Origin of the sequence: Coleofasciculus sp. G1-WW12-02 (assembly GCF_040219735.1) — a bacterium.
Lineage (GTDB): Bacteria > Cyanobacteriota > Cyanobacteriia > Cyanobacteriales > Coleofasciculaceae > Coleofasciculus.
Genome location: NZ_JAVJRX010000133.1, coordinates 1 through 24,267, shown reverse-complemented (window position 1 = coordinate 24,267; position 24,267 = coordinate 1). Strand labels below are relative to the sequence as shown.

The 24,267-nt window shown below is 46.7% G+C and carries 20 protein-coding genes and 1 pseudogene; 8 read left to right on the top strand and 13 right to left on the bottom strand.

Annotated features, from left to right (window positions below; translation table 11 throughout):
• Positions 1–69 precede the first annotated feature (69 nt).
• The gene (locus RID09_RS21635; RefSeq protein WP_446337982.1) at positions 70–5,466 is read right to left on the bottom strand and encodes an Ig-like domain-containing protein; all 5,397 of its coding nucleotides are present in this window, start codon (positions 5,464–5,466) and stop codon (positions 70–72) included.
• Between the two features lie 724 nt (positions 5,467–6,190).
• Between RID09_RS21635 and RID09_RS21630 the strand changes: the two are divergent.
• Positions 6,191–6,439 (top strand): annotated as a pseudogene (locus tag RID09_RS21630) (YiaA/YiaB family inner membrane protein); the annotation flags it as partial.
• 337 nt (positions 6,440–6,776) lie between these two features.
• Here the strand turns inward: RID09_RS21630 and RID09_RS21625 are convergent.
• Genes RID09_RS21625 through RID09_RS21615 form a run of 3 tightly spaced genes read right to left on the bottom strand, consistent with a single transcriptional unit; the run spans position 6,777 to position 7,861 of the window.
• A complete protein-coding gene (locus RID09_RS21625; RefSeq protein ID WP_446337981.1) occupies positions 6,777–7,232 on the bottom strand; it encodes a ferredoxin in 456 nt (151 codons plus the stop codon).
• Positions 7,232–7,618, bottom strand: a complete 387-nt coding sequence (locus RID09_RS21620) for a DUF1257 domain-containing protein (protein ID WP_446337980.1) — start codon at positions 7,616–7,618, stop codon at positions 7,232–7,234. Before RID09_RS21620 ends, RID09_RS21625 begins: the two co-directional genes overlap by 1 nt.
• A gap of 33 nt (positions 7,619–7,651) precedes the next feature.
• The gene (locus tag RID09_RS21615; RefSeq protein WP_446337979.1) at positions 7,652–7,861 is read right to left on the bottom strand and encodes a DUF2997 domain-containing protein; all 210 of its coding nucleotides are present in this window, start codon (positions 7,859–7,861) and stop codon (positions 7,652–7,654) included.
• Between the two features lie 382 nt (positions 7,862–8,243).
• On the opposite strand from RID09_RS21615, the gene bioU reads away from it, so the two are divergent.
• The gene (gene bioU / locus RID09_RS21610; RefSeq protein ID WP_446337978.1) at positions 8,244–9,242 is read left to right on the top strand and encodes a (S)-8-amino-7-oxononanoate synthase BioU; all 999 of its coding nucleotides are present in this window, start codon (positions 8,244–8,246) and stop codon (positions 9,240–9,242) included.
• Between the two features lie 162 nt (positions 9,243–9,404).
• Here the strand turns inward: bioU and RID09_RS21605 are convergent, their stop codons facing one another.
• The 5 genes from RID09_RS21605 to RID09_RS21585 all read right to left on the bottom strand — a co-directional run bounded on the left by RID09_RS21605 (position 9,405) and on the right by RID09_RS21585 (position 15,373).
• Positions 9,405–9,989, bottom strand: coding sequence for a hypothetical protein (locus RID09_RS21605; protein WP_446337977.1), 585 nt, complete (start codon positions 9,987–9,989; stop codon positions 9,405–9,407).
• Positions 9,990–10,271: 282 nt separating this feature from the next.
• A complete protein-coding gene (locus RID09_RS21600) occupies positions 10,272–11,492 on the bottom strand; it encodes a type II secretion system F family protein (RefSeq protein WP_446337976.1) in 1,221 nt (406 codons plus the stop codon).
• Positions 11,493–11,580: 88 nt separating this feature from the next.
• Complete coding sequence (locus RID09_RS21595; protein ID WP_446337989.1) at positions 11,581–12,702, bottom strand: type IV pilus twitching motility protein PilT; 1,122 nt, start codon at positions 12,700–12,702, stop codon at positions 11,581–11,583.
• A gap of 112 nt (positions 12,703–12,814) precedes the next feature.
• A complete protein-coding gene (locus tag RID09_RS21590; RefSeq protein WP_446337975.1) occupies positions 12,815–14,818 on the bottom strand; it encodes a GspE/PulE family protein in 2,004 nt (667 codons plus the stop codon).
• Positions 14,819–15,235: 417 nt separating this feature from the next.
• Positions 15,236–15,373, bottom strand: a complete 138-nt coding sequence (locus tag RID09_RS21585) for a hypothetical protein (RefSeq protein WP_446337974.1) — start codon at positions 15,371–15,373, stop codon at positions 15,236–15,238.
• A 167-nt stretch (positions 15,374–15,540) separates the two neighbouring features.
• Between RID09_RS21585 and grpE the strand changes: the two genes are divergently transcribed.
• From grpE to rsgA, 6 genes are all read left to right on the top strand, one after another.
• Entirely contained in the window at positions 15,541–16,347 is an 807-nt protein-coding gene (grpE, locus tag RID09_RS21580; protein ID WP_446337973.1) for a nucleotide exchange factor GrpE, read from the top strand.
• A gap of 174 nt (positions 16,348–16,521) precedes the next feature.
• The gene (gene dnaK, locus RID09_RS21575; protein WP_446337972.1) at positions 16,522–18,492 is read left to right on the top strand and encodes a molecular chaperone DnaK; all 1,971 of its coding nucleotides are present in this window, start codon (positions 16,522–16,524) and stop codon (positions 18,490–18,492) included.
• Between the two features lie 12 nt (positions 18,493–18,504).
• A complete protein-coding gene (locus RID09_RS21570) occupies positions 18,505–18,636 on the top strand; it encodes a hypothetical protein (RefSeq protein WP_446337971.1) in 132 nt (43 codons plus the stop codon).
• A 22-nt stretch (positions 18,637–18,658) separates the two neighbouring features.
• Positions 18,659–19,783 (top strand): molecular chaperone DnaJ, encoded by a 1,125-nt coding sequence (gene dnaJ / locus RID09_RS21565; protein ID WP_446337970.1) that lies wholly within the window; start codon positions 18,659–18,661, stop codon positions 19,781–19,783.
• Complete coding sequence (locus RID09_RS21560) at positions 19,780–20,049, top strand: sulfurtransferase TusA family protein (protein ID WP_446337969.1); 270 nt, start codon at positions 19,780–19,782, stop codon at positions 20,047–20,049. Before dnaJ ends, RID09_RS21560 begins: the two co-directional genes overlap by 4 nt.
• Positions 20,046–21,149, top strand: coding sequence for a small ribosomal subunit biogenesis GTPase RsgA (gene rsgA / locus RID09_RS21555; RefSeq protein WP_446337968.1), 1,104 nt, complete (start codon positions 20,046–20,048; stop codon positions 21,147–21,149). The genes RID09_RS21560 and rsgA overlap by 4 nt, the downstream gene beginning before the upstream one ends.
• A 19-nt stretch (positions 21,150–21,168) precedes the next feature.
• Here rsgA and RID09_RS21550 read toward each other — a convergent pair whose 3' ends face one another.
• The 4 genes from RID09_RS21550 to pyrF all read right to left on the bottom strand — a co-directional run bounded on the left by RID09_RS21550 (position 21,169) and on the right by pyrF (position 23,933).
• Entirely contained in the window at positions 21,169–21,426 is a 258-nt protein-coding gene (locus tag RID09_RS21550; RefSeq protein ID WP_446337967.1) for a hypothetical protein, read from the bottom strand.
• 152 nt (positions 21,427–21,578) lie between these two features.
• Entirely contained in the window at positions 21,579–22,379 is an 801-nt protein-coding gene (locus tag RID09_RS21545; RefSeq protein ID WP_446337966.1) for an ion transporter, read from the bottom strand.
• A 117-nt stretch (positions 22,380–22,496) separates the two neighbouring features.
• Positions 22,497–23,162, bottom strand: a complete 666-nt coding sequence (locus tag RID09_RS21540) for a hypothetical protein (RefSeq protein ID WP_446337965.1) — start codon at positions 23,160–23,162, stop codon at positions 22,497–22,499.
• Between the two features lie 42 nt (positions 23,163–23,204).
• A complete protein-coding gene (gene pyrF / locus RID09_RS21535) occupies positions 23,205–23,933 on the bottom strand; it encodes an orotidine-5'-phosphate decarboxylase (RefSeq protein WP_446337988.1) in 729 nt (242 codons plus the stop codon).
• Positions 23,934–24,267: the final 334 nt, after the last annotated feature.

The following is a 24,267-nucleotide window of genomic DNA, read 5'->3' as shown; positions in this document are numbered from 1 at the left end:
GGTTTGGAAACCAAGGGGTTTGGAAACCAAACCCCTACGATGGGTTGGTGTGTCAATATCGCATAATTCCTAAACCACGACAAAATCGGCTACACTGACTTGGGTGGCTTGTACGCCGATTAACATGGCTAATAATTCCCCACTCCCATTCATCCGAATTAGGGTGGTACTTCCCATACCCATAAGATTAAGCTGATCAAAACTTAGTCCCCCAGCTAACCCTAAGATATCTTCCCCAGGGTTAAAGTCAAAGATAGTATCGCTTCCCTCACCAACTCTTAAGATAAACTGATCCGCCCCATTATTTCCATAGACTTTATCCGCCCCAGCGCCGCCATCGAGGGTATCATCCCCTTCACCGCCAACGAGGATATCCGCGTCACCTTCTCCCAGGAGGAAATCATCTCCAGTATCACCAAATAAGCGATCGCGATCGCCTCCGCCATAAAGGATATCATTATCCTCGTCACCGCGTATGATATCTTCCCCGCTATTGCCGAATAGGATATCATTGCCGGGATTGCCGAATATGTGGTCATTGCCATCGCCGCCTTCTACGGTATCATGTCCGACTCCCCCTTCCATGCGATCGCGCCCAGCTTCTCCCATAAGGATATCATCTCCGGCGTCGCCAAAGAGTTGATCATCATCGTCGCCTCCACTGAGGAAGTCATTGGCTAAACCCCCATGTAATTCATCATTCCCGGCTTCGCCAAATACGAGATCCTCGCCACTTCCCCCGGTGAGGGTATCGTTATTAGGTGTACCAAATAGGGTTAAGTTGTTAACTGGATTAACGGTAATGGTGACAGTAGCGGTATCCGTATCTTGTCCATCGGTAATCGTGTAATTAAAGGAATCGTCACCACTAAATCCAGCGGCGGGAGTATAGAGAAGATAGTCGTCAGTTGCGTCATGGGGAGTTCCCCGTTGATCACGAGTAATTGTACCCCCGTTACTTGAGAAGATATCAAAGGTATCGATATATAAGGTATCGCCATCGAGGATATCACTATCATTACTGAGGATATCAATACTAACTGGAGTATCTTCTTGAGTCGTGGCGTTATCAGCAATAGCCACAGGAGAATCATTAACGGGATTGATGATTAAATTAACCGTTGTTCCCGCTGAATAGTTAGTACCATCGGAAGCATTCCAGACAAAACTGGTAGTACCGTTATAGTTAGCATCGGGCGTAAAGGTGAGATTATTTATGTCAGTAATTGAGATATAGCCGTTCTGTAGGGGCACCATCCTTGCGCCCTCATTGCTTGCGCCCTCACTGCTTGCGCCCTCACCAACAGGATTACCGTTCAGAGTTAATGTACCATTTTGAGGTAAAGAAAGCAGTTTGATAGCGGTAAAGTCATCTCCTTCTGGGTCACTATAGGCATTAATAAAGTCTGTATCGGTGAACGCGATCGCACTATCTTCTTGTCCAATTTTGTTAAATGGACTCAGTGTAGGCGCATCATTGATTCCGGTAATCGTAACAGTAACAGTAGCCGTATTCGTGCGTCCTGTACTATCACTAACCACGTAATTGAATGTGTCAGTTGCTGTTTCCTGTGTGGTTAAATGGTCAAAAGCTGTACCGGGATTGTAGGTAACGGTGCCATCTTGGTTAAGGGTGACGATTCCTTGGGTAGAATTGGTTTCTATTCGGTCAATAGTGAGACTGTCTCCATCCGGTTCTTGGTCATTGGTGAGCGGATTAAAAATTAGAGGCGTATTTTCATCCGTGGTAATAGTATCATTTTGGGCGATGGGAGGAAAGTTACTGGTATTGAGAAGAATAGAGATATTGTCGGAACCATAATTAGCAACAGCGAGGTCAGGTTTACTGTCGTTATTGAAATCTCCGATATTCATACCTACAGGAGCACTTCCCACAGCCAAGTTTATGGCATTGCTAAAATTACCCGACCCATTTCCTAGTAAAACTGAAACATTGTTAGAATATTGATTCGCTGTGACGATATCCAAATTACCATCAGCATTAAAGTCTCCGAGAGTCAGGTCAAAAGGTCCATCGACCACGTTAAAGTGAGTCGCTACGCCAAAACCCCCTGACCCATTTCCCAACAAAACGGAGACACTATCGGAACCGCGATTAGCAACAGCGATATCCAGTTGGCTATCTGCATTAAAGTCTCCGACAGCAATACCAAAGGGATTCGTTCCCACGCTAAAATGAGTCGCAGAACTAAAACTACCTAACCCATTTCCCAATCTTACAGAAATGGTATTAGACTTATGGTTTGATACAGCAAAATCTAGCTGACTATCTCCATTAAAGTCTTCAACAACAATACCCCAAGGATTTGTGCCTACGCCAAAGTTCTTAGCCGAGCTAAACCCCCCCAACCCATTTCCTAATAGCACAGAAACGTGATTAGAAGTCCAATTAGTAACCGCCAAGTCTAATTTGTTGTCTAAGTTAAAGTCTCCCACGGCAACTTGTCGGGGATTCGTCCCTACAGTAGAATTACTGGCCGTGCTAAATCCCCCAGCGCCATCTCCTAACCGTACAGAAACCTTGCCATCTTTATTGCTAGTGACAGCAAAATCCGGTTTTTCATCACCATTGAAGTCTCCAACAGCAACGGATATAGGAAAATTTACAGCACCGAAGTTATTAGCAGCACTAAAACTGCCATTACCCTTACCTAAAAGCACTGAAACATTATGAGAAGACTCGTTAGCAACTGCAATATCCAGATTTCCATCTAAATTGAAATCCGCTATCCCCATATCTTCACCATAGGGATTATCCCCCACAGCAAAATTTGTGGCATCGCTAAAAGAAACGGGAATATCCAGTTCATCAATTCCGGTTACTGTTACCGTCACGACTGCTGTATCACTTCCGCCATTCCCATCACTTATGCTGTAACTAAATGTATCTGTCGCCGTTTCCCCTGCGACTAAAGACTGAAACGCTGTACCGGGATTATAGGTAACTGTACCATCTGTATTTAAGGTTACGCTTCCCTGTGTTTGAGTCGTATCTAAACTCGCGATACTGATACTGTCACTATCATCTGCATCACTATCATTCGTTAATAGATTAAGCGTAATCGGCCCATTTTCACTGGTAGTAGCACTATCATCTACGGCAATTGGCACATCATTAACCCCTGTCACCGTTATCGTGACGTTGGCTGTATCTGTACCCCCATTCCCATCACTGATGGTATAGTCAAATGTATCCGTAACAGTTTCTCCAACAGCCAAGGATTGGAAATCCGGATCAGGCGTATAGATAATCGTGCCATCCCCATTCTGAGTAACCGTTCCCCATATATTTTGTAGGGGTTTGGTCTCCAAACCCTCCAAACCCCCAGGTTGGGTCACCCAACCTAAATTAGAAATAATCAGGTTATCATTATCGGCATCGCTATCATTATTGAGGAGATTCAACACAATCGCGGTATCAGCAGGAGTGGTTACAGTATCATTTTGAGCTACAGGCGCATCATTAACCGGATTTACCGTAATATTAACCGTTTCTCCTGCAGCAAAGGTTGTACCATCAGACGCATTCCAGCCGAAGCTAGTTGTGCCATTAAAATTGGGATTGGGGGTAAACGTAAGGTTATTGACATCCGCAAGAGTAACGATTTGTCCGGCTGTTACAGCTATTCCATTTAGCGCCAAGATACCTGCATCAGGAAGAGACAGGAGTTTGATTTGACTGGGATTATCGCTTTCGGGGTCACTAAAAGCGTTACTAAAGTCGGTTTCACTAAAGAAAATTACGGTATCTTCGTTACCCAGTTTATTAATTGGGCTGAGAATGGGCGCATCATTCACCCCAGTAATCGTTACGGTGACAGTGGCGGTATTGGTTTCCTGGTTGCCATCAGTAATCGTGTAGGTGAAGGTATCTGTGCTGGTTTCCCCTGCGCCTAAGTATTGAAATGCTGTATTCGGATTGTAGGTGATTGTCCCATCAGCATTGATGGTCACAGTTCCTTGAGTATTGGTGGTATCGACGCCAAAAACTATTACGGTATCGTTATCGATATCGCTGTCGTTATCTTTAACCGCAATAGTCGTGGCTGTATCTTCATCGGTGGTGGCGGTATCGTTGTTGGCGATGGGGATATCGTTGATGCCGTTAACCGTTACAGAAACTATTGCGGTAGCGGTATGGTTATTGCCATCATCCAGGGTGTAGGTAAATTGGTCGGTAGCACTTTCACCCACACCGAGGGATTGAAATGCGGTGGCGGGAGTGTAGGTAACGGTGCCATCTGAATTAATTTGGACGGTTCCTTGAGTATTGGTGGTATCGACAGCGCTAATTGTCAGAGTGTCGCTGGTGTCTAAATCACTGTCATTGGCGAGGAGATTGAGGGAAATCGGGGTATCTTCAGTTGTGGTGAAGGTATCGTTATTCGCGACAGGGGGAAAGTTGGTGGTGTTGAGGCGTAAGGAAATATTATCGGAGTTATAGTTAGCTACGACAAAGTCGGGTTTACCATCTTCGTTGAAATCTCCCACAGCGATGCCATTAGGTATATCTCCCACCCCGAAGTTAATAGCATTGCTAAAGCCACCACTACCATTGCCTAATAGTATTGAAACATTATCAGAACTGTGGTTTGGTACAGCGATATCCGGATTTCCATCACCATTGAAGTCAGCGACACTAATCCGCCAAGAAGGATTAGTTCCTACGGCAAAGTTGGTAGTTCCGCCAAACCCGCCAAACCCATTGCCCAATAGGATAGAGACATTGTTAGAACTGTAGTTGGCTACCGCTAGGTCAAGGTTCCCATCCTGGTTAAAATCTTCCGCTGCTAAACCATAGGGATTCGTCCCCGTGGCAAACTTGGTCGGACTGCCCAAACCACCTGACCCATTGCCAAGTAAAACAGCAACTTTGTTCTCTGCCGGAAGTCTGACAACTACATCCTGGTTTCCATCGCCATTAAAATCGGCAGCGATAATCGTTGTGGGACTCGTTCCCCCTGCGGCAAAATTGGTGGCACTGCTAAAGCCACCTGACCCATTCCCCAACAATACAGAAACATTGTGAGACCCATTATTTGCCACCGCTAAGTCAGGTTTCCCATCCCCATTGAAGTCGGCGACAGCAATTTGAGCGGGTTTAGTCCCCACAGCAAAGTTCGTCGCCGCACTAAACCCCCCAGTCCCATTTCCCAAGAGCACCGAGACGTTGTTCGAGTCGTAGTTAGATACTGCCAAGTCCAAGTTGCCATCGGCGTTGAAGTCCGCTACAACGACATCCCAGGGACGAGTTCCTACTTTCAATGAGGGGGCGACGCCAAAGTTTCCTGTACCATCGCCTAAGAGAATGGAGACGTTGTTGGCAAGACGGTTAACAACAGCTAAGTCCAGATGTCCATCGCCGTTATAGTCTCCGATACCAACGGCAAACGCACCATCCCCGGTGGAGAATTTTTTGTCGTCTGCAAAATTGAGTGTAGTCATTTTAAAGGATTTTCTTATTTATATAGAAAATATAATAAATCCTTGGGGGTTGGGTGGGATTAGATCACAAATTATTTATTTTCTCTGGAATCCATTGTCAGGATTGGCGAAATTATCGCGATTGTCGGGGGTAGAGGGTAGGGGATGTAGGGGATGTAGGGGCTGTAGGGGCTGTAGGGGCGAGTCGCTGCAAAACATGTTCGGTGTGAGAATTAACCTATATCGACTCGCCCTTTTCTCAATTCGGTGTCACATCGATACCGGGCGGGTCGCCCCTACCAGCGATAAATGACGAAATTGCCGATTAAATCACACGATTGCCGACACCGCCAGAATCAAGTAATATTCAGCCTCAAGGTTAGGTTAAACTAGGATTGACTAGCTTTAATTCGGTCTTATGTAACCGAACAATTAAACAATTTCTAAACTGGCACAACAATAGACAAATAGTCGGTACGATTTTCCGAGTCTTTGGGACATACAATTCCTGTGCAATTCCCCAAACTGTCCCGTTGCCCCTAAATTATTAGCCAAGCGATTCCTATCCTTGAATAAATTAAATTCACCGAGTTTTGATGAAGAAAGGGACTATGGAATCACCGTTTAATAACCAAATCCACAGTAAGCTGTTCGGCGTTTAAACCTTAATATCAAGAATTGCGAAATCGTTGTAGTGCGAGCATCTTGCTCGCTACTAATACCCAATTTAAATGCATGACAGCTTAATGCTTGGGTATTTCAATGCTGGGCTTCTTTTATTATTTCCGTCTCAGCTATGAGTATCGGTATATTATATCTACCCGTCGATAGTTGGACAAAAGGCTTTATGGGAATGGGGTTAGCCTTCTCCGTTGGCTCAACCATTAGCCTAGCTAAAACAACCCGTGATATTCACGAATCGAAACGCATTATCTCCAGAGTAGATGAAGCGAGAATCGAAAAATTGCTCAACGAAAATCATCCACTGAAATAAGGGGGAGATGCAGACTCTTTCCAGTTCCCAATTAACCCGTACCGTAGGGGCGCACCGACGTGCGCCCTGCACCGACGTGCGCCTTGTGAACTACTTATTACTCCGTTATATAAGCACAGGCGCTACCTGTAGGGGCACGGCATTGCCGTGCCCCTACCATAAATGGCGTTTGTGCGTAAGTCCTGTTATATACACTGGGCTAACGATAGGCTAAAATTATTGCCGATGGGCGCACGCCGTCGATGGGCGCACGCCGTGCGCCCCTACGAATATAATAAAAAACCTCAACGGCGATGAACCATCGAGGATTTATAGACTAAAGACTGTAATACACAGCCTATTGTTTTGGGCTTGTTTTTGCCTTATATTGCTTAAGAGCTTTCTTGCGCCGCATTTTGGTCGCCACGACAGCCGACTCAATCGGAAATCCAGCAACTGGAATAACCTGAAACTCTCGCTCTTCTTCTAGCTGCTTGAGTTCGGTATAGTCTACCCAGTTGATGCAATTAACGGGACAGGTATCAATCGCTTCTTGGATTAAATCTTCTGGGTCCCCATCTTGGCGAAAGACACGCGCTCGCCCATGATCTGGCTCGATGTAAAATGTATTGTGAGCTGTATGGGCACAATGCTTACAGCCAATACAAGTGATTTCATCGACATAAACACCTTTCTGTCGCAGCTCACCACCGAGTTCGGGTTCTAAACCTGAACGCTCTGGTGCATCTCGGAAGACGCCGCCGAGTTCGGGTTCTAAACCTGAACGCTCTGGTGTCGGGGAGAAATCAGACATTACGCACTCCAGCGTTGGACGACTAAACTGATTGAACCATCTTGATTATTTTCTTGTTGGGCAACTTGAAACCCTTGCTTGGCAGTTTCACTCATCACGGTATGAAACGCATACCGCTGGGTGATACGGTTGAGGAAACCCTCGACGGATAAAGGCTGTTGCCAGTATTGTAGGTCGGCAACCAGCTCGTATTCTTTACCATTCCAGGCAAAACCGACGTCATAGTTATTCTCTTGTTCGATGACAACTTCGGCGGTTCGGGTTTGACCACGATACCCACGCACTTCACTCGGACCTGCTTTCCAGTCTATGCCCAGGTCAGTTAACGCCGATTGTAAAGAGGTCAGGTTGCGGATTTGAGTTTTTATGTTGCTGAAATGTGACATTTTGGTTAAAGAAAGCGAATTGAACAAAAAAACTTACCAAGAGCTATAGGTCGCTTGCGCCGTTGCTGTTGCCGACTGCTGAGTCGGTTGGGTAAAGTATTCAGATGTCGGCTCCATCGAGACGACTTGCCCCAACTGGGCTTCAATGGCAGCAGTCACTTCCGCACAAGAGGCGCCAACGATACCCGTGACTTTCTCTTGCACTCGACCATCTGGATAAATGACAAATTCTAAGGTTTCCATCAGTTTGTTAACGGTTGGGTCAGTCCTCCAGTTCTGTGCTGTAACACCAATTAAGCGACAGCCTCTGAGCTTACACAACCAGCTCTGTCGCTAGTTGAGCAGTCTCTCGTTATTATTCGCATCATAGCGAATCAAAATTTAACAGAAATTAATACTTGATTAGTATCATACACTAACCTTTTGTTAAGTTTCGCGTATCTTTCCCTCCCAGTCAAGCGGCAGGATCGTCTATTTTGTCGGGGCGGGTTTAGTCAAATCTGGGTGCAACCCTGAATGATAGTCGTAAAACCCGCCCCTACATTAAATCCGCCCTTCTAGGGGAGATGAGGGAGATGGGAGAGATAATGGAAGGTTGTTGAGTGAGACGCAACTGAGGAATTCGATGGATTCTACGTTAAACAAACCTGTTCGAGTCGGTATTTTAGGCTTTGGCGGATTAGGACAAGCGGCGGCTAGAGTGCTGGCTGGTAAACGGGAGATGATTTGGGTAGCGGCGGCTGATAAGCAGGGCTGGGCTTATGATGCTACTGGGCTAGATCCCGATCGCGCGATCGCAATGTATCATAATCAAGGGTCACTGGGTTATCTAGAACCCGCAGGCACTCTCAGCAACAACACAATTGCTGACTTAATCGAAAACGCGGCGGTGGATGGATATTTCCTTGCCCTACCCAATTTGCCGAATACGTTTATGGCATCGGTTGCCCGTCAGTTTATCCAATCAGGGTGGCGTGGAGTACTCGTAGACGCCCTCAAGCGCACCAGTGCGGTGGAACAGTTACTCGCCATGAAAGATGAACTTCAAGGGGCGGGAATCACCTACATGGCGGGATGTGGGGCTACACCAGGACTGTTAACGGCTGCTGCTGCGATCGCGGCTCAAAGCTATGCTGAAATTCATAGCGTTAACATTACCTTTGGTGTGGGTATTGCTAATTGGGAAGCCTATCGAGCCACGATTCGAGAAGATATTGCCCATCTTCCCGGCTACGATGTAGAACAGGCACGTCAGATGAGTGATGCGGATGTCGAAGCCCTCCTGGATCAAACCAATGGCATTATCACCTTAGAGAATATGGAACATGCCGATGATGTGATGTTAGAATTAGCCGGGATATGTTCTCGCGATCGCGTCACCGTCGGCGGCGTGGTTGATACCCGTAATCCGAAAAAACCCTTGAGTACGAATGTCCAAGTCACAGGACGAACCTTTGAGGGCAAAATCTCAACCCATACCTTTACTCTAGGTGACGAAACCAGTATGGCGGCTAATGTCTGTGGTCCTGCCTTTGGCTACCTCAAAGCAGGAATATCATTACATCAACGAGGTCTTTACGGTCTACTAACAGCGGCTGAAGTGATGCCACACTTTGTTCGATAGTCTATGGTGATTGGGGATTGGGGAACCCTTCGCTTCGCTCAGGGAACCGGGTTTGTAGGGGATCTTTTCACTATTATCGTTTCTGACCTCACAAAAGATGGAACTCAACCCGCCCTGAGCGAATGCAAGAGTAACTCCCCCATCTCTCCCATCTCCCCTGCACTAAGCAGGTGGATGTTCGGTAGACAAGCTTTCTGGTTGTTCCTCTTCCATCACATAATCGGGACTTTGCATGACAAAAGGTAAATCCGCACCTCGTAAACCGCGTTGAATTCGTTGAGGTGTGTCCGGGAAGAGCACGAATAACGGATAAATCTGGTCAACGCCTTCGCTGAGAATATGTTGATGGCGGGGGGGCATAAGCCACTCATAATCCTTGTCTAGCAACACTTGAGTCTGACGCCAACGACTCAATAAATCCGAAAAATCTTCATGGGGGCGATGGATGAAAATGAGAATTTCCACCCCCATTTTTATTTTCCATTCCGGATCACACATCAACATGACAACATCACAGGGTAAGCCAACAGTTCCGTTCAAGCTTGTCAGGTTAGAATGTCCTGTCGATGATTGGAGATGACGAAGGCGCACAATGGGTAGAGGAATTGTGATCACACTTTCCGAAGGGCGACGCATACTAGGAATCATTTCCAGGTAAGGTCGATGTTGCTTCAGTAGCCCTAGCGCCCCCTCATGGTGGCTATATTCGGCTAAGCTGATTTCGTAATTAGATTGTTTAACTGGCATTTTTAAATAAGTGGCAATTCACTAACGTCTTGTTGACTAGTTTAAATAATACTCACGAACAGTCGTGGAAAATCAGTAGAGGTTGCTCATGTTGCTAGTACCGTTCCCTAGAAATTCACGCCTTCAAAATTGAAAATGCCTACCTGGCAAGCATTTCAGTAAGGCGTGAAAGGTTGTTTGATTTCCTGTGTGCTGTACGAGTAGCTGAATCAACGCGGCAAATCCTCTACCATCAGATGATTGTAGGAATGGGCGCTCCATATACTGGAAATCTTTCCCCTTTTAACCCAAGGTTTCAAAGACTTTAAACATGGGCAGATACATAGAAACCAGGATTGTACCCACCATTCCCCCAATGACAATAATCATCACGGGTTCTAAAATACTGGTCAAAGCTTTTACGGTTTGCTCAACTTCATCTTCATAAAAATCAGCAACCTTCATCAGCATTGAATCCAATTCCCCTGTTTCTTCGCCAACACTAATCATCTGAATTGCCAAACTGGGAAAAACTTGTTCATTTTGCATGGCAACACTGATCAAACCCCCTTGCTGAATTTCCTGCTTGGCAGCTTCCACAGCGTTAGCAATCACTTGGTTTCCTGACGTATCCCGAACAATATCTAATGCATTGAGAATAGGAACCCCCGAACGAGTCAACGTGCCAAAGACGCGGCAAAAACGGGCAACTGATGATTTTTCATTCAGTTCACCAAACAGAGGTACTTTCAATAGCAGTGCATCGATTTGCAGGCGACCCGGTGGAGTTTTGTAGTACTGCTTGACGACAACCGTGGTAACGATGATCACCCCAACTGGAATCAGGGCGTACCAGCTTCTGAGAACACCACTCAACCAGAGCATAAAGGCAGTCAGGGCTGGTAATGTTCCGCCGATTTCTTCAAAAATCCCAGCAAAGATAGGGATGAGGAAAATGGTCATTCCCAAAAACACCAGTACAGCAAAGCCACCCACCACCAGAGGATAAGTCATTGCCGACTTAATCTGATTTTGCAGCCGCGCCATATCTTCGAGCAGCTTGGCTAATCGGTTGAGAACTTCATCCAGGACACCCCCAACCTCGCCTGCTTGCACCATACTGACATAAAGTTGGTCGAAGCAGGCGGGATGCTCCCGCATCGAATCGGAGAGACTGGTTCCCTGCTGGACTTCGGTACTGATGGCAGTCAGCGCTTTTTTTAGCTTGGGATTGGCACATTGTTCAGATAAGATACCCAGACAGCGAACGATGGCAACTCCAGCATTCACCATTACCGCAAATTGCCGGGAAAAGACGGCTCGGTCTTTAACACTGACACTCGTCATCTTTTCCTGGATTGCGTCTAAATTCAGGTCTTCCAGGCTAAAAGCTTTCTGAATACTACCAACAGTCGGATATTTATTTTGAAAGTGGGCGCGGGCTTGATCAGTAGAGAGAGCTTTCACTTTCTCTTTTTTGGCGTTTCCTTTGGAATCCCGAACCTCAGCAATGAAGGTAGGCATGGCTTGCGTCTGAATGAAAAAAGAATTAAAGGGAAGGGCTAGTTTTTTCGTGATGTTTTTTGTTCACGAAAAAACTAACCCCGATAACTTAGCGAGTCTTAGCACCAACTTTACCGCCCCCTGCAGCCACTCCGGCGGCTCCACCGAGAATACGCTGTAACTCGTCGGGCTTAGAACTCTTGGACACGGCTGTTTCAAAGGAAATTGTTCCTTGTTTGACTAAATTTGCCAACGTCTGTTCCATGGTGATCATGCCCATTTTCATCCCGGTTTGGATGGCGGAATACATTTGGGCAACTTTCCCTTCACGGATTAGGTTAGAGATAGCCGGGGTGACAATCATAATTTCCTGTGCCATTGCCCGACCAAACTCACCGGGTTTCGGGTTTTTCTTGGGTACTAGGGTTTGACTGAAGACGGCGACTAAGGAGTTTGAGAGCTGAGCTTGAACTTGAGGTTGTTGTTCAGGGGGGAACACGTCCAGCATCCGGTTTACGGTTTGAGAGGCGGAACTGGTGTGCAAAGTTCCCATGACCAAGTGACCCGTTTCTGCGGCTGAAATTGCCAGGGAAATGGTTTCCAAGTCCCGCATCTCGCCGACCAGAATCACATCCGGGTCTTCCCGTAAGGCGGCTTTGAGCGCATTAGCAAAGCTTTTAGTATCTTCACCTTTTTGACGTTGGTGAACTAAGCTTTTAATATTGGGAAAGACGTACTCAATCGGGTCTTCGACGGTAAGAATATGTTCGGGTCGGGTACGATTAATTAAATCAACCATTGCCGCCAGTGTGGTGGTTTTTCCCGAACCTGTTGGTCCTGTAACCAGTACTAATCCCCGAGGACGTTCGCTCATTTCCCGAACAATATCAGGCAGACCTAACTGATCAAAGTTGGGAATCTTGGAGGACAACGCTCGCAAGCAAGCCGCGTAGTAACCCCGCTCTTTATAAACATTGACCCGGAAGCGAGCCAATCCCTTCACTCCATAAGAGCAATCCAATTCCCAGTTCTGCTCCAATTCCTTGCGCTGACTGTTATTGAGCATACTGAAGATCAGCTTCTGACATTCTTGGGGATTCAGGGGGTCTTCCCCGAAGGGTTGGAGTTTACCACTAATACGGAAATAGACAGGTGCCCCAGCTTGAATATGCATATCTGAGCCACCCATTTCAATGAGCTGCTCCATCAAGTCTTCAATAATTAAATCCATTGCCATGGTGTTGTCTCCCAATACGAATCAGTTGTTAGTTATCAGTGTTTGTTTCCGAATCAATTGTTGTTGGGGGTTAAAGCCAACAACAATTCATGAATAGCCGCAACAGTTAGTCACGGAAGCGCGGGGTCATACAATACGGACAGTCTAGCCACTCCGGTTGTAACCCGGCGCCGCAAGTACTACAGGAGAGGGATTGCTTGCGTTTGGCTTTCAGTTCTGCCTCAAGACCAGAATCAGTAAAGGTTACCCGTTCTACTTCTTCCAATGTTGTATGACCGTCCTGCACCAGGTTTAAACTATAGAATAATAAGGTTTTCATCCCTTCCTCAACCGCTGCTTCTTTCAGCCGTTCGGCAGGCGCGCCTTCGTTAATAAGGGTTTGCAGTCGTTCGGTCATCCGCATGACTTCATACACACCCACTCGTCCTTTGTATCCGATCCCATTACATTTTGGACAGAGTGTTCCTTTAGAACGAGCTTCGGAAATTTCATCGGGTTGTAGGGTATTGGCTTTATATAAGGTGACTTCTCCTTCGCTGGAAGCAGTTAAACCAAATCGAGCCAGTTCAGCCGCACTAGGTTGGTAAGGTGTGCGGCACTCCGAACAAACCCGCCGCATCAGGCGCTGGGCTAAAACTCCCAGGAGCGCACCCGACACCATGAACGGTTCAACTCCCATTTCATCTAGGCGGGGGATGGCGCCAGCCGCGTCATTGGTATGGAGAGTGGTTAAGACTAAGTGTCCCGTGAGCGCCGCTTCAATCGCGGTTTTCGCGGTTTCCTTATCGCGCGTCTCACCCACCAGAATCACATCTGGGTCTTGCCGTAGAAATGAGCGTAGAATCGAGGCAAAGTCCATCCCTTTTTCCCGCAGTACCTGCACCTGGGTAATACCGGGTAAGGAATACTCAATTGGATCTTCTGCTGTGCTGATATTGACGCCTGGATCATTGCGCTCAGCCAGCATAGAATATAGGGTTGTGGATTTACCGGAACCCGTCGGACCCGTGACCAAGATCAACCCAAAGGGGCGTGCTGCCATTTCCCTGACAATTTCCAAGCTTTCTGGGTCAGTGATCAGAATGTCCAAACCAAGCTGGGTGCTAGAGTTATCTAAAATCCGCAGGACAATCTTCTCACCATAGCGGCTGGGTAGGGTACTGACCCGGAAGTCAACCTTGCGCCCTTGGAACATGCGCCGAATTCTGCCATCTTGAGGTACTCGGCGTTCAGCGATGTCCAAATCTGACATAATTTTGAAGCGAGCAGCAACGGCATCTTTAATCTTTTTGGGTAAGGGCTCAAAGGCTTGCCTCAGTACGCCGTCTTTGCGGAAGCGAACACGTAAGTATTCCTCCTGGGGTTCGATGTGAATGTCCGATACGTCCTCTTGCAGGGCTTTGGCGAGGATTCTATTCACCAAGTTAATCACCGGGGCGCCACCGGCTTCATTCAGGGCTGCCCCTAAATCTGCTTCTGTTTCGTCCGGTGCATCGGAAAGGGTGTCAAGATTCTCAAGATCCTTACTGATGTCTGTCTGCTTGGCAGCTTCCTGTTCCTTCTCTTGTGCCAGTTTTTTATCGCGATATTGATTAATCAGATGCTGATAGTCTTCCTGGGTAATCACCATCCGCCGTAGCCCAATTCCTTGAGGGCGCAGAATCCGGTTCAGATCATCTTGGGCGTCGAGATTATCCGGATCAACCATTGCCACCAGAACCGATGGGGGTTGTGTGTCATTCTTGGATAATGGCACCAAGCGATAGCGACTACAGATGTCAATGGGAATCAAACTTTCTATGAGTTCCTTGACTTGGTGACCTGAAATTTCACTAAGTTCCGGATCGAGAGATTCAACACCGTAAAGTATTTTTAGTTCAAATAGTTGCTGTTTCTTGTACTGACGCACTAAGTCGGGTGGCAACTGACGCCCGGTAATTGATTCAACGACATCGGTTAGAGGTCGTCCTGACTTACGGCTTTCCGCCAATGCCTGCCGCATTTGACCGTCATCAACGTAACCCGATTGAACTAGTTTATTTCCAAAGGGCGAAAAATCGTTTTTGACAACAAGGGCACGTCTTGCTGATGATGATGGGGATTGAGTCATAGTGGGTGAGACTATCTCCTTAAAGATTACAGAAATCCTAAAAGTTTTAGCTTTTGTCGTACTGGAGAAAAAGGCAACGGTAACCCCATTCGCCTTGCCGCCGATTCAAATAAAATGGCTGGACAGATCTCAGGATGGCTCCCTTCTCACTGGGTTTAGATCAGAGTATCCATGCTGGGAAACACTTTGAGGCGTGAATAAGGTCGGATGCCAACATGCTGGAGTTACCAATATCCTGGCAAGGGTGAAATGCAAGTCTTCAGATAATCTAAACGTGATAGAATTCTGACTGAAGTCAAAATTAGTCCTCTATACCCTGATAGAATACTCTATTCCTTATTATAAATGGGGATACCGCCACAAGTTTTATCTTAACCGTTTTACACCCCTTGGAATTAAACTCAGTCTCGCCCATCTCTAGGTTAGGGTTGCTCTACTCGTGCAGGGTGGCGGCAAATACCCAGCCGGAAAAATACTCCCCGTCTCCCAGACGTGGCTAACCTCTGGAACATGCTCCGGGAAATCCTGTTCAGGTGCTATTGAATCAATAGACATTAACAGACAATTTTCACCAGTATGTACTAGGATTTGAGGAGGTAGCAATCCCGACTTGATGCCTGGGGCTTTAGCCTACCCTAAATCTTGCCGTTAATCTGGGCAAGGTAAACGTTGCCATCCTAGAAGGAGCAGGAGATTGATCGAGTTTTTAGTACGAGTGAATCATGAGTGACGAAGAAAAACAACAAAATACTACGTTGCAACAAACAGATAAGCATAAGGCAGTGAATTCAGATAACCCCGATTTAAATGAGGCAACTTCCGAGGTGGAGGTTGGGACACAACCTGAGGTTGAGTCACCATCAACGGCAGAAGCGGCAACCTCTGAAGTGACAACCGAAGCGACAAAAACTTCGGCAGGGCAAGGTGTAGAGAGTGAGTCTGCTGAATCAGACTCCGCCGGATTGCCGAGTCAGGAGGATGTCGCGGTTATCGAAACCTTAAAGCAGGAAAATGAACTCCTTAAAGCTCAAATTGAGGAAATTAATCAGCAATTTGAAGCCTTTAAAACCCAATCCATGCGGATGGCTGCCGATTTTGATAACTTCCGCAAGCGGACGGCGAAAGAAAAAGAAGATTTAGAACATCAAGTTAAGCGTAATACTCTGGGCGAGTTATTATCCGTCGTCGATAACTTTGATCGGGCGCGATCGCAAATCAAACCTCAAAATGATGGGGAGATGGCGGTGCATAAGAGTTATCAGGTAATCTACAAGCAACTCGTGGAGGCCTTCAAACGCTTAGGGGTTTCGCCGATGCGTCCGGAAGGAATGGAGTTTGATCCCAATTTCCACGAAGCGGTGATGCGGCAGCCCAGCGATGAATACGGCGAAGGAATCGTCATGGAACAGCTTATACGTGGCTATTTCTTAGGCGATCGCGTGCTGCGCCATGCCATGGTTAAAGTTGCTGCGGCTCCAGAACCCATGGTAACCTCAGAGGAGGACACCTCGGCAGAACCAGAAACTTAAGCGGCAGGGGTATACCTGCCCGACTTGTCTGTCTCTAAAATAGATCTTGTCTAAGTAGCTGTAGCTGGTTTAATCAACCCGAAAAAAACGGTTGAGCGAACATCAGGCGAGTTCTGTAGCCACAGATTACCACCTAAAGAAGAAAACCTTACCGATCAAATAGGCCGAAGCGCTATGGGAAAAGTCATTGGCATCGACCTGGGCACAACGAATAGTTGCGTGGCTGTCCTGGAAGGAGGTCAGCCCCTCGTCATTTCCAACACGGAAGGCGGACGAACCACACCGAGTATTGTGGGATTTGGCAAATCGAATGAGCGCTTGGTTGGTCAACTGGCGAAGCGTCAGGCAGTTCCCAATGCTGAAAATACTGTCCATAGTATTAAACGGTTTATTGGTCGTCGATGGGATGACACGGTAGAGGAGCGATCGCGAGTTCCTTATACCTGTATCAAGGGTCGCGACGATACCGTTGATGTCCAAATCCGCTCCCATCAGTATACGCCGCAGGAAATCTCTGCCATGATCCTGCAAAAGCTCAAAGCCGATGCCGAAAACTTTCTCGGTGAACCCGTAGAACAAGCGGTAATCACGGTACCTGCCTATTTTACGGATGCCCAGCGGCAAGCCACCAAAGATTCTGGAACCATTGCAGGTCTAGAAGTGCTGCGGATCATCAACGAACCAACCGCAGCAGCGTTGGCTTATGGTCTGGATAAGCAAGACCAAGAACAACAAGTCCTCGTCTTTGACTTAGGCGGCGGTACATTCGATGTCTCGGTCATGCAACTGGGTGACGGCGTATTTGAAGTCAAAGCCACGTCTGGCAACAACCATTTAGGAGGCGATGACTTCGATAACGTAATCGTGCGCTGGATGATTGAGCAGTTCAAGGAACAAGAAGGCATCGATATCGGCGCCGATAAGATGGCGTTACAGCGCTTGCGAGAAGCCGCAGAAAAGGCAAAAATTGAACTCTCTAGTATGTTGAACACCTCGATCAACCTGCCGTTTATTACGGCAGATGAAACGGGTCCGAAACATCTAGAGATGGAATTGTCACGAGCGAAGTTTGAAGAACTGGCGATCGACCTGATTAAAGGTACCATCGAACCCGTAAAACAGGCGCTCAAAGATGGTGAACTTAAGCCCGATGATATCGACCGGATTCTGCTGGTCGGGGGTTCGACTCGCATCCCAGCCGTCCAGAAAGCGATTAGTAAGTTTTTCGGCGGTCGCCAGCCAGATAAATCAGTCAACCCCGATGAAGCCGTTGCCCTAGGTGCAGCTATTCAAGGGGGCATCTTGGGCGGTGAAGTTGAAGACTTGCTGTTGCTAGACGTGACCCCGCTCTCACTGGGAATTGAAACCTTGGGCGAAGTTTTCACCAAAATTATCGAGCGTAACACCACAATACCCACCAGTAAATCCCAAATCTTTTCCACGGCGACGGACGGGCAAACCTCTGTGGAAATTCACGTCCTCCAGGGTGAACGGGCGATGGCTCGTGATAACAAAAGCTTGGGTAAGTTTCTACTAGCAGGCATTCCTCCGGCTCCCCGAGGTGTGCCTCAAATTGAGGTATCCTTTGATATCGATGTCAATGGAATTCTTAACGTCTCAGCGGCGGATAAAGGTACAGGAAGAGAGCAAAGCATCCGAATTACCAACACCGGTGGATTAAGTGGTGGCGAAGTGGAACGGATGCGCCAAGAAGCCGAGCAATATGCCGAAGAAGACCGCCGTCGGATGCAACTGGTGGAACTGAAAAATCAAGCCGAAAGCCTCTTCTACAGTTACGAATCGACCCTGAAAGACAATGCCGATTTGGTACGTGAGGACTTGAAGGCGCAGGGAGAGAAGAAAAAGCAACAGCTACAAGCTGCGCTCAAAGACCCATCGGTTACGGTTGAGGACGTTAAACAGCAACTGGAAGATTTCCAACAAACGCTGTTTACTATTGGTGCAGCCGTCTACCAGCAAAGTGCGCCCGATTTGGAACCCGATGAGATTAGCGAAAGCGAGGAAGAACTTGCTTCACCAGTAGAGGTTAGTGAACCCTCAGAATCGGAACCCGAAGAAGAAGAGTTAATTCTTAACTTTGATGATGAAACCGTAAATAATGCTGACTATGAAACAGTTGACTAAGGTAATGCATAAATGGAAGTAGCAATTCGTTGGTTTTTTGATCCAAAATGGATAGACGTGCAGGTGAGCCGGATATCAGCCATCAGTGGCGCTCAAGCCGATCTCCTGAACAGACTATCACTATCAACCCACCCCCTAACGTAATCCAACCCTCCCGCATTGCTCTATGCCTGACTACTATGACGTTCTCGGCGTCTCTCGCGACGCTGACAAAGAAGAAATAAAGCGGGCTTACCGTCGCCTTGCCCGGAAGTACCACCCAGACGTTAACAAGGAACAAGGAGCGGAAGAGCGATTTAAAGAAATTAATCGAGCTTACGAAATCCTTTCCGAACCAGAGATGAAGGCACGATACGACCGCTTTGGCGAGGCGGGTGTATCATCAGGTGCTGGAGCTGGCTATCCCGATTTTGGGGATATGGGTTTTGCCGATATCTTTGAAAGCTTCTTCAGTGGTTTTGCTGGTGGTGCGGGTCAGCAAACGGCGCGTCGGCGTGGTGGACCTGTGCGAGGGGATGACCTGCGCCTAGACTTGAAGCTGGAATTCCGGGAAGCTGTATTCGGTGGGGAAAAGGAAATTCGGATTCCTCACCAAGAAACCTGTAATACCTGTAACGGTACCGGAGCAAAACCGGGAACTCGACCACGTACCTGTTCGACCTGTAGCGGTACAGGACAAGTGCGTCGCGCTACTCGTACCCCCTTTGGCAGTTTCACTCAAGTTTCAGTCTGTCCCACTTGTAACGGCGAAGGACAGGTGATTGAGGATAAGTGTGAAACCTGTGGGGGATCAGGTCGCAAACAAGAAACCAAAAAGCTGAAAATTACGGTTCCACCTGGTGTGGATAATGGAACCAGGCTGCGGGTTTCTAAAGAAGGAGATGCGGGATCGCGCGGTGGTCCTCCAGGAGATTTATATGTCTACCTATTTGTTGAGGAAGATGCTGAATTTCAGCGGGATGGAATTAATATTCTGTCTGATCTGAAAATTAGCTACTTACAAGCTATTTTAGGCTGTCGTCTACAGATTAATACCGTCGATGGTCCGGTGGAGTTGAAGATTCCCCCAGGAACCCAACCGAATACGGTGTTAACGTTGGAAAATCATGGTGTGCCAAAATTAGGGAATCCTGTGAGTCGGGGCGACCATTTGATTACGATTCAAATAGACATTCCCACCCGGATCACGACGGAGGAACGGGAGTTGCTCGAGAAGCTGGCAAAAATTAAAGGCGATCGCACCGGCAAAGGCGGTCTAGAAGACTTTTTGGGAGGACTGTTTCGCGGATGAGTAAGCCAACGGTATCGACAATTAATCAGACACCCGATGCTCAACTAGATTTGCGAGGAACACCTTGCCCAATTAACTTTGTGCGAACTAAGCTATGTCTAGAACAAATGACGCCCGGATCTTTATTGGAAGTGTGGCTTGATCCGGGGGAACCCATTGAACAGGTTCCCGATAGTTTGGCGATGGCAGGTTACCCCATAGAGGCACTCGAAAATCACACAGACTACTTTGCCCTAAAAGTACGGCGTCCTCAAGCCTCTGCATGAGTGAGATAGTAGATATCCCACCGTCTGAGTTATCTCCCCCCTTATTGGGGACAGTTCTGGCAGTTCAGGCTAATTTCTATGAGGTCAGGTTAGAGTCGAATTGTGATCAAAATTTAGACGTAGCCTGCTACGTCTCTACACTATTATGTACTCGTCGTTCCCGATTGAAAAAAATTGGTCAACGGGTCATGGTGGGCGATCGCGTTGTCATCGAAGAACCGGACTGGACAGGGAATCGAGGTGCGATCGCGGATGTTCTCCCTAGGATTACCCAACTGGATCGTCCTCCCGTTGCTAATGCTGAACAAATTCTCCTGGTCTTTGCGTTAGAAGAACCTACCCTTGATCCCTATCAGTTGAGTCGCTTTTTAGTCAAGGCAGAATCAACGGGTTTCCAGGTGTGCTTGTGTCTGAATAAAAGCGATTTAGTCACAAAAGAAGAACAACAGCAGTGGCAGCAGCGCTTGAAAGCTTGGGGATACCAACCCATATTTATCAGTGTTTACAATAATATAGGTTTAGCAGAACTCAGCGATCGCTTAAACCAAAAAATTACGGTCTTAGCTGGATTGTCTGGAGTGGGGAAATCCAGCTTAATTAACCAACTTGCCCCTGAAGCCAACCTACGAGTGGGAAAAGTAACCGGAAAATTAGGGCGAGGGCGCCACACCACCCGCCATGTGGAATTATTTGAGTTACCCCAAGGGGGTTTATTGGCAGATACGCCGGGATTTAATCAGCCTGACTTGGATTGCACGCCAGCCAATTTAATCCATTACTTTCCCGAAGCACAACAACGGTTAGCAGTAGCCAATTGCCAATTTAGTGATTGCTTACATCGAGATGAACCCAACTGTGCGGTACGGGGAGAGTGGGAACGCTATGATCATTATCTGGGTTTCTTAGAGGAAGCGATCGCGCGTCAGGAACGGTTGCACCAACAAGCTGATCCAGAGTCCACTCTTAAGGCGAAAACAAAAGGAAAAGGACAAACGCACTACGAACCCAAGTTAGAAACAAAGAAGTATCGACGGCGTTCGCGACGGACTCAACAGCAGGATTTAGAGGAACTGTATCAGGAAATCGACGATTTACCTTGATTTAGCAAGAATACTCCAACTATTCATTTTCCGGTGAAGGTGGGTTCATTACTACTCCATTATTAGATGGTGTATTGTCGGGTTGATTTTGAGCCAAAAATTTCCGAACTTGCACCATTAATTCAGTATTATACTGAGGACGCTCTCGATAGTTAGGCGAAGGACTAGAATAAGAACCAAGGAGTGCTAATGCGGGAAAAGTCAAGAAAAGACTTGTATAAGCAACTCCCATAGGACTGATTAATTTTTTCAGGTAGTTCAATTTATTTTTTACCATGTCTTTTTAGGAAATAACTGTTTTTTATGAACGAGTATGATTAATAAATCCTAACTCTAATGATCTATTCATCCTGTCTACCCAAAGTTTTAAGTTAAAATTAAATATCTCTATCTAATGACAGATTGCATAAACACTTAATTAATGAACAATCAAGATTTAAATAAATCAGCCTGCTCTAATTTAGTCCCACAAATTTTACAAAACTCAGCATCAGAATCATGAAACGGCAAACCACACCCGGCACAGACTTTCTCTACTTGGTTAGCCGTTTTCAGTAAATACTTGACTAAATCTCCCAATTGCCAAGGAATGAGAGCAATACCTGTCAAAATCATCAGCACTGTTAGTAATCGACCCCCTTCTGAAATTGGTGTGAGGTCACCAAACCCAACAGTGGTCATCGTGACTACAGCGAAATATAATGCATCTAAAAATGTGTTAAAGTTCTTGGGATTGACTCCATGTTCAACTTGATAAATTAATCCAGAGTAAACAAATATTATTGTAAACAATGTGAATAATATCCGAGCTAAGATAATACTATCTTGATTGCCAATTCTAAAAACATAAATTTTCAAACTTAGGAAACGGATTAACCTTAAAATACGGAACCAGCGGAAAATCAAAATAAATCGGATATCAGTGACGCCGAGAAAGAAAGGTACAATCGCGATTAGATCGATGAGAGAAACTGGGCTAAAAAAGAAATCAAGTTTAGACTCAGCGACCCAAAATCGGAGTAAATACTCAACGACAAAAACAATTAATATAATTCGGTCAATAATATCCAGACTTAGGCGAAGCAGCGGCGGTATGGGATAAGTCTCGCACACGAAAATTGCTGAAGATAAGAGGATTAACCCCATAATCAGCAAGTTGAATCGCCTACCCACAGGCGATTCAATATCTTCTATGTAAAGAGCAATAGTTTGTCGCAAATTATCGGGCATTAATCTGGCACTATCAAAGGAAAATTAAAGACTGGAGTTGAGGTATTTACCAAAATGCCCTCAATAAAATTTAACAGATTCAGCACTAATTTATAATTTCAATTGTAAGATAAACCACTATCTGTAGGAGACTTGAATTGCGCCCGCCCGACAATCTCGCAACCAGAGCTGCACGGCTCGACCCATAATACCATCACTACTCTCTCGCGGCGGCGTTGGTGGGCGTTCTGGTGAAGCTGAACCTAGGCGCGTAAACATCAGAGCCAAGCGCCATCCACTATCGGTATGGGTTAAAAAGAGCCAGTGAAAACTTTGGGTTTCAATTGCACCTCTCTCGACATATTGGCGTTCTAGAGTCGTGAAAAACACTTGCTGCGGGGGTTCTACGTTGGCAGTTGTCACAGAATTATAGGAACCAGGACCAAGGGTCAGGGGTTGAAATTCCGCCCGCCCTGCCACGATGATATATAGATTGATATCAATATCCTCATTTACAGGTCGCGATCGCTGAATCACCCGATTCGCATAGTTAGGCAAATCCCGCAGCATCAGAGATGTTAACGTTTCTACATCCTCCGGACAAGTCAAAGATTGAGCCAGAAGTATAGGTTTAGGGGTACAAGGATGCAGGAATGTAGGGGTACAGGGGAGGACGATTTGCTCTGTCGGTTTCATCTTCAGCGTTTGTGAGCCGAGGATGTAATCGGTATTAAATGCTCTACCATCCATCTGGAATCCTAGCCAATAGGCAACTGTTAGGCATTGGATCAACTTAAGATTCATAGGGAGTTGTCTTGCTATAAACCCGCCCTGACAATTGACTGATTACTGATAACTGATGACTTCATTTAACTCCTGGCAAATTCTCTCCCAGGCGGCGACGGGGTCAGGCGCCGCCGTGATGGGTCGTCCAATCACCAAGTAATCAGCTCCCGCTTTCAGGGTATCTGCTGGCGTCATCGAGCGCTGTTGATCGCCCTGTTCAGACCAACTGGGACGGACACCGGGACAAACTAGGAGAAAATCATCGCCACACACTTGTCGAAGCTGGGACACTTCTTGGGGCGAACAGACTGCCCCATTTAATCCGGCTTTTTGCGCCAAAAGCGCCATCTGTAGGGCGTATTCGGGTAACTCAATTGGAACCTTTAAATCAAAGGCTAAATCTCGCGAGTTCAAACTGGTAAGTAGGGAAATTCCAATTAATTTCGGTGGTGAACAGGCGGCGGCTTCTGCTCCTTGCTTCGCTGCTGCTACCGCCTCTTTGAGCGCCATGGAACCAGCTACGGCATGAATTGTCAGTAAATCTACGCCGTACCCAGCAGCCGCCCGTGTCGCCCCAGCTACTGTATTAGGAATATCGTGAAACTTTAGATCTAAAAAGATCCGTTTTTGCCGATCTTTGAGAATCTGAAGAATCGCAGATCCACTACTGACAAATAGCTCCAGTCCTACTTTCCAGAACCTCACTTGGGGTAATTGTTCCACGAGAGCGATCGCGTGGGCTTCGGTAGGTACATCTAAGGGGACTATAATCCGCTCTGCTACTGACATGGGAAATGCTTGTTGATAAGTAGCCACAGATTATCCCATTTTTATTTAACCGCGCAACTTATCCAATCTCAGAAGGCGTTCTGACACTCGATCCGGGTTGACCTCGCCCCTAAACTTGAATAAGGGCGGGTTTAGTCAAGGTATTGGTTTTTGTCAAAGGTTATCCGTAAAAACCGCCCCTACAATTAACTTATTACCGGAAAAGCGATGGGTGAAGGCTCCCACGCTCTTTAGCTGGGAGATGAAACCGAGCGAACCGTCTAGGTAGCGAATTTATTCGCCAGTCAAATAATTCGGATAACGTTCTACTATTGTGGTAATGTAAATACAAGTC

Excerpts from the sequence above, each read along its gene's own strand:
- RID09_RS21600 (WP_446337976.1), bottom strand. The coding sequence starts at position 11,492 with ATGCCTACCTTCATTGCTGAGGTTCGGGATTCCAAAGGAAACGCCAAA.
- bioU (WP_446337978.1), top strand. The coding sequence starts at position 8,244 with ATGGATTCTACGTTAAACAAACCTGTTCGAGTCGGTATTTTAGGCTTT.
- RID09_RS21545 (WP_446337966.1), bottom strand. The coding sequence starts at position 22,379 with ATGCCCGATAATTTGCGACAAACTATTGCTCTTTACATAGAAGATATT.
- dnaK (WP_446337972.1), top strand. The coding sequence starts at position 16,522 with ATGGGAAAAGTCATTGGCATCGACCTGGGCACAACGAATAGTTGCGTG.
- RID09_RS21595 (WP_446337989.1), bottom strand. The coding sequence starts at position 12,702 with ATGGATTTAATTATTGAAGACTTGATGGAGCAGCTCATTGAAATGGGT.
- dnaJ (WP_446337970.1), top strand. The coding sequence starts at position 18,659 with ATGCCTGACTACTATGACGTTCTCGGCGTCTCTCGCGACGCTGACAAA.
- RID09_RS21585 (WP_446337974.1), bottom strand. The coding sequence starts at position 15,373 with ATGTCTATTGATTCAATAGCACCTGAACAGGATTTCCCGGAGCATGTT.
- RID09_RS21620 (WP_446337980.1), bottom strand. The coding sequence starts at position 7,618 with ATGTCACATTTCAGCAACATAAAAACTCAAATCCGCAACCTGACCTCT.
- rsgA (WP_446337968.1), top strand. The coding sequence starts at position 20,046 with ATGAGTGAGATAGTAGATATCCCACCGTCTGAGTTATCTCCCCCCTTA.
- RID09_RS21635 (WP_446337982.1), bottom strand. The coding sequence starts at position 5,466 with ATGACTACACTCAATTTTGCAGACGACAAAAAATTCTCCACCGGGGAT.
- grpE (WP_446337973.1), top strand. The coding sequence starts at position 15,541 with ATGAGTGACGAAGAAAAACAACAAAATACTACGTTGCAACAAACAGAT.
- pyrF (WP_446337988.1), bottom strand. The coding sequence starts at position 23,933 with ATGTCAGTAGCAGAGCGGATTATAGTCCCCTTAGATGTACCTACCGAA.
- RID09_RS21550 (WP_446337967.1), bottom strand. The coding sequence starts at position 21,426 with ATGGTAAAAAATAAATTGAACTACCTGAAAAAATTAATCAGTCCTATG.
- RID09_RS21570 (WP_446337971.1), top strand. The coding sequence starts at position 18,505 with ATGGAAGTAGCAATTCGTTGGTTTTTTGATCCAAAATGGATAGACGTG.
- RID09_RS21560 (WP_446337969.1), top strand. The coding sequence starts at position 19,780 with ATGAGTAAGCCAACGGTATCGACAATTAATCAGACACCCGATGCTCAA.
- RID09_RS21625 (WP_446337981.1), bottom strand. The coding sequence starts at position 7,232 with ATGTCTGATTTCTCCCCGACACCAGAGCGTTCAGGTTTAGAACCCGAA.
- RID09_RS21615 (WP_446337979.1), bottom strand. The coding sequence starts at position 7,861 with ATGGAAACCTTAGAATTTGTCATTTATCCAGATGGTCGAGTGCAAGAG.
- RID09_RS21605 (WP_446337977.1), bottom strand. The coding sequence starts at position 9,989 with ATGCCAGTTAAACAATCTAATTACGAAATCAGCTTAGCCGAATATAGC.
- RID09_RS21540 (WP_446337965.1), bottom strand. The coding sequence starts at position 23,162 with ATGAATCTTAAGTTGATCCAATGCCTAACAGTTGCCTATTGGCTAGGA.
- RID09_RS21590 (WP_446337975.1), bottom strand. The coding sequence starts at position 14,818 with ATGACTCAATCCCCATCATCATCAGCAAGACGTGCCCTTGTTGTCAAA.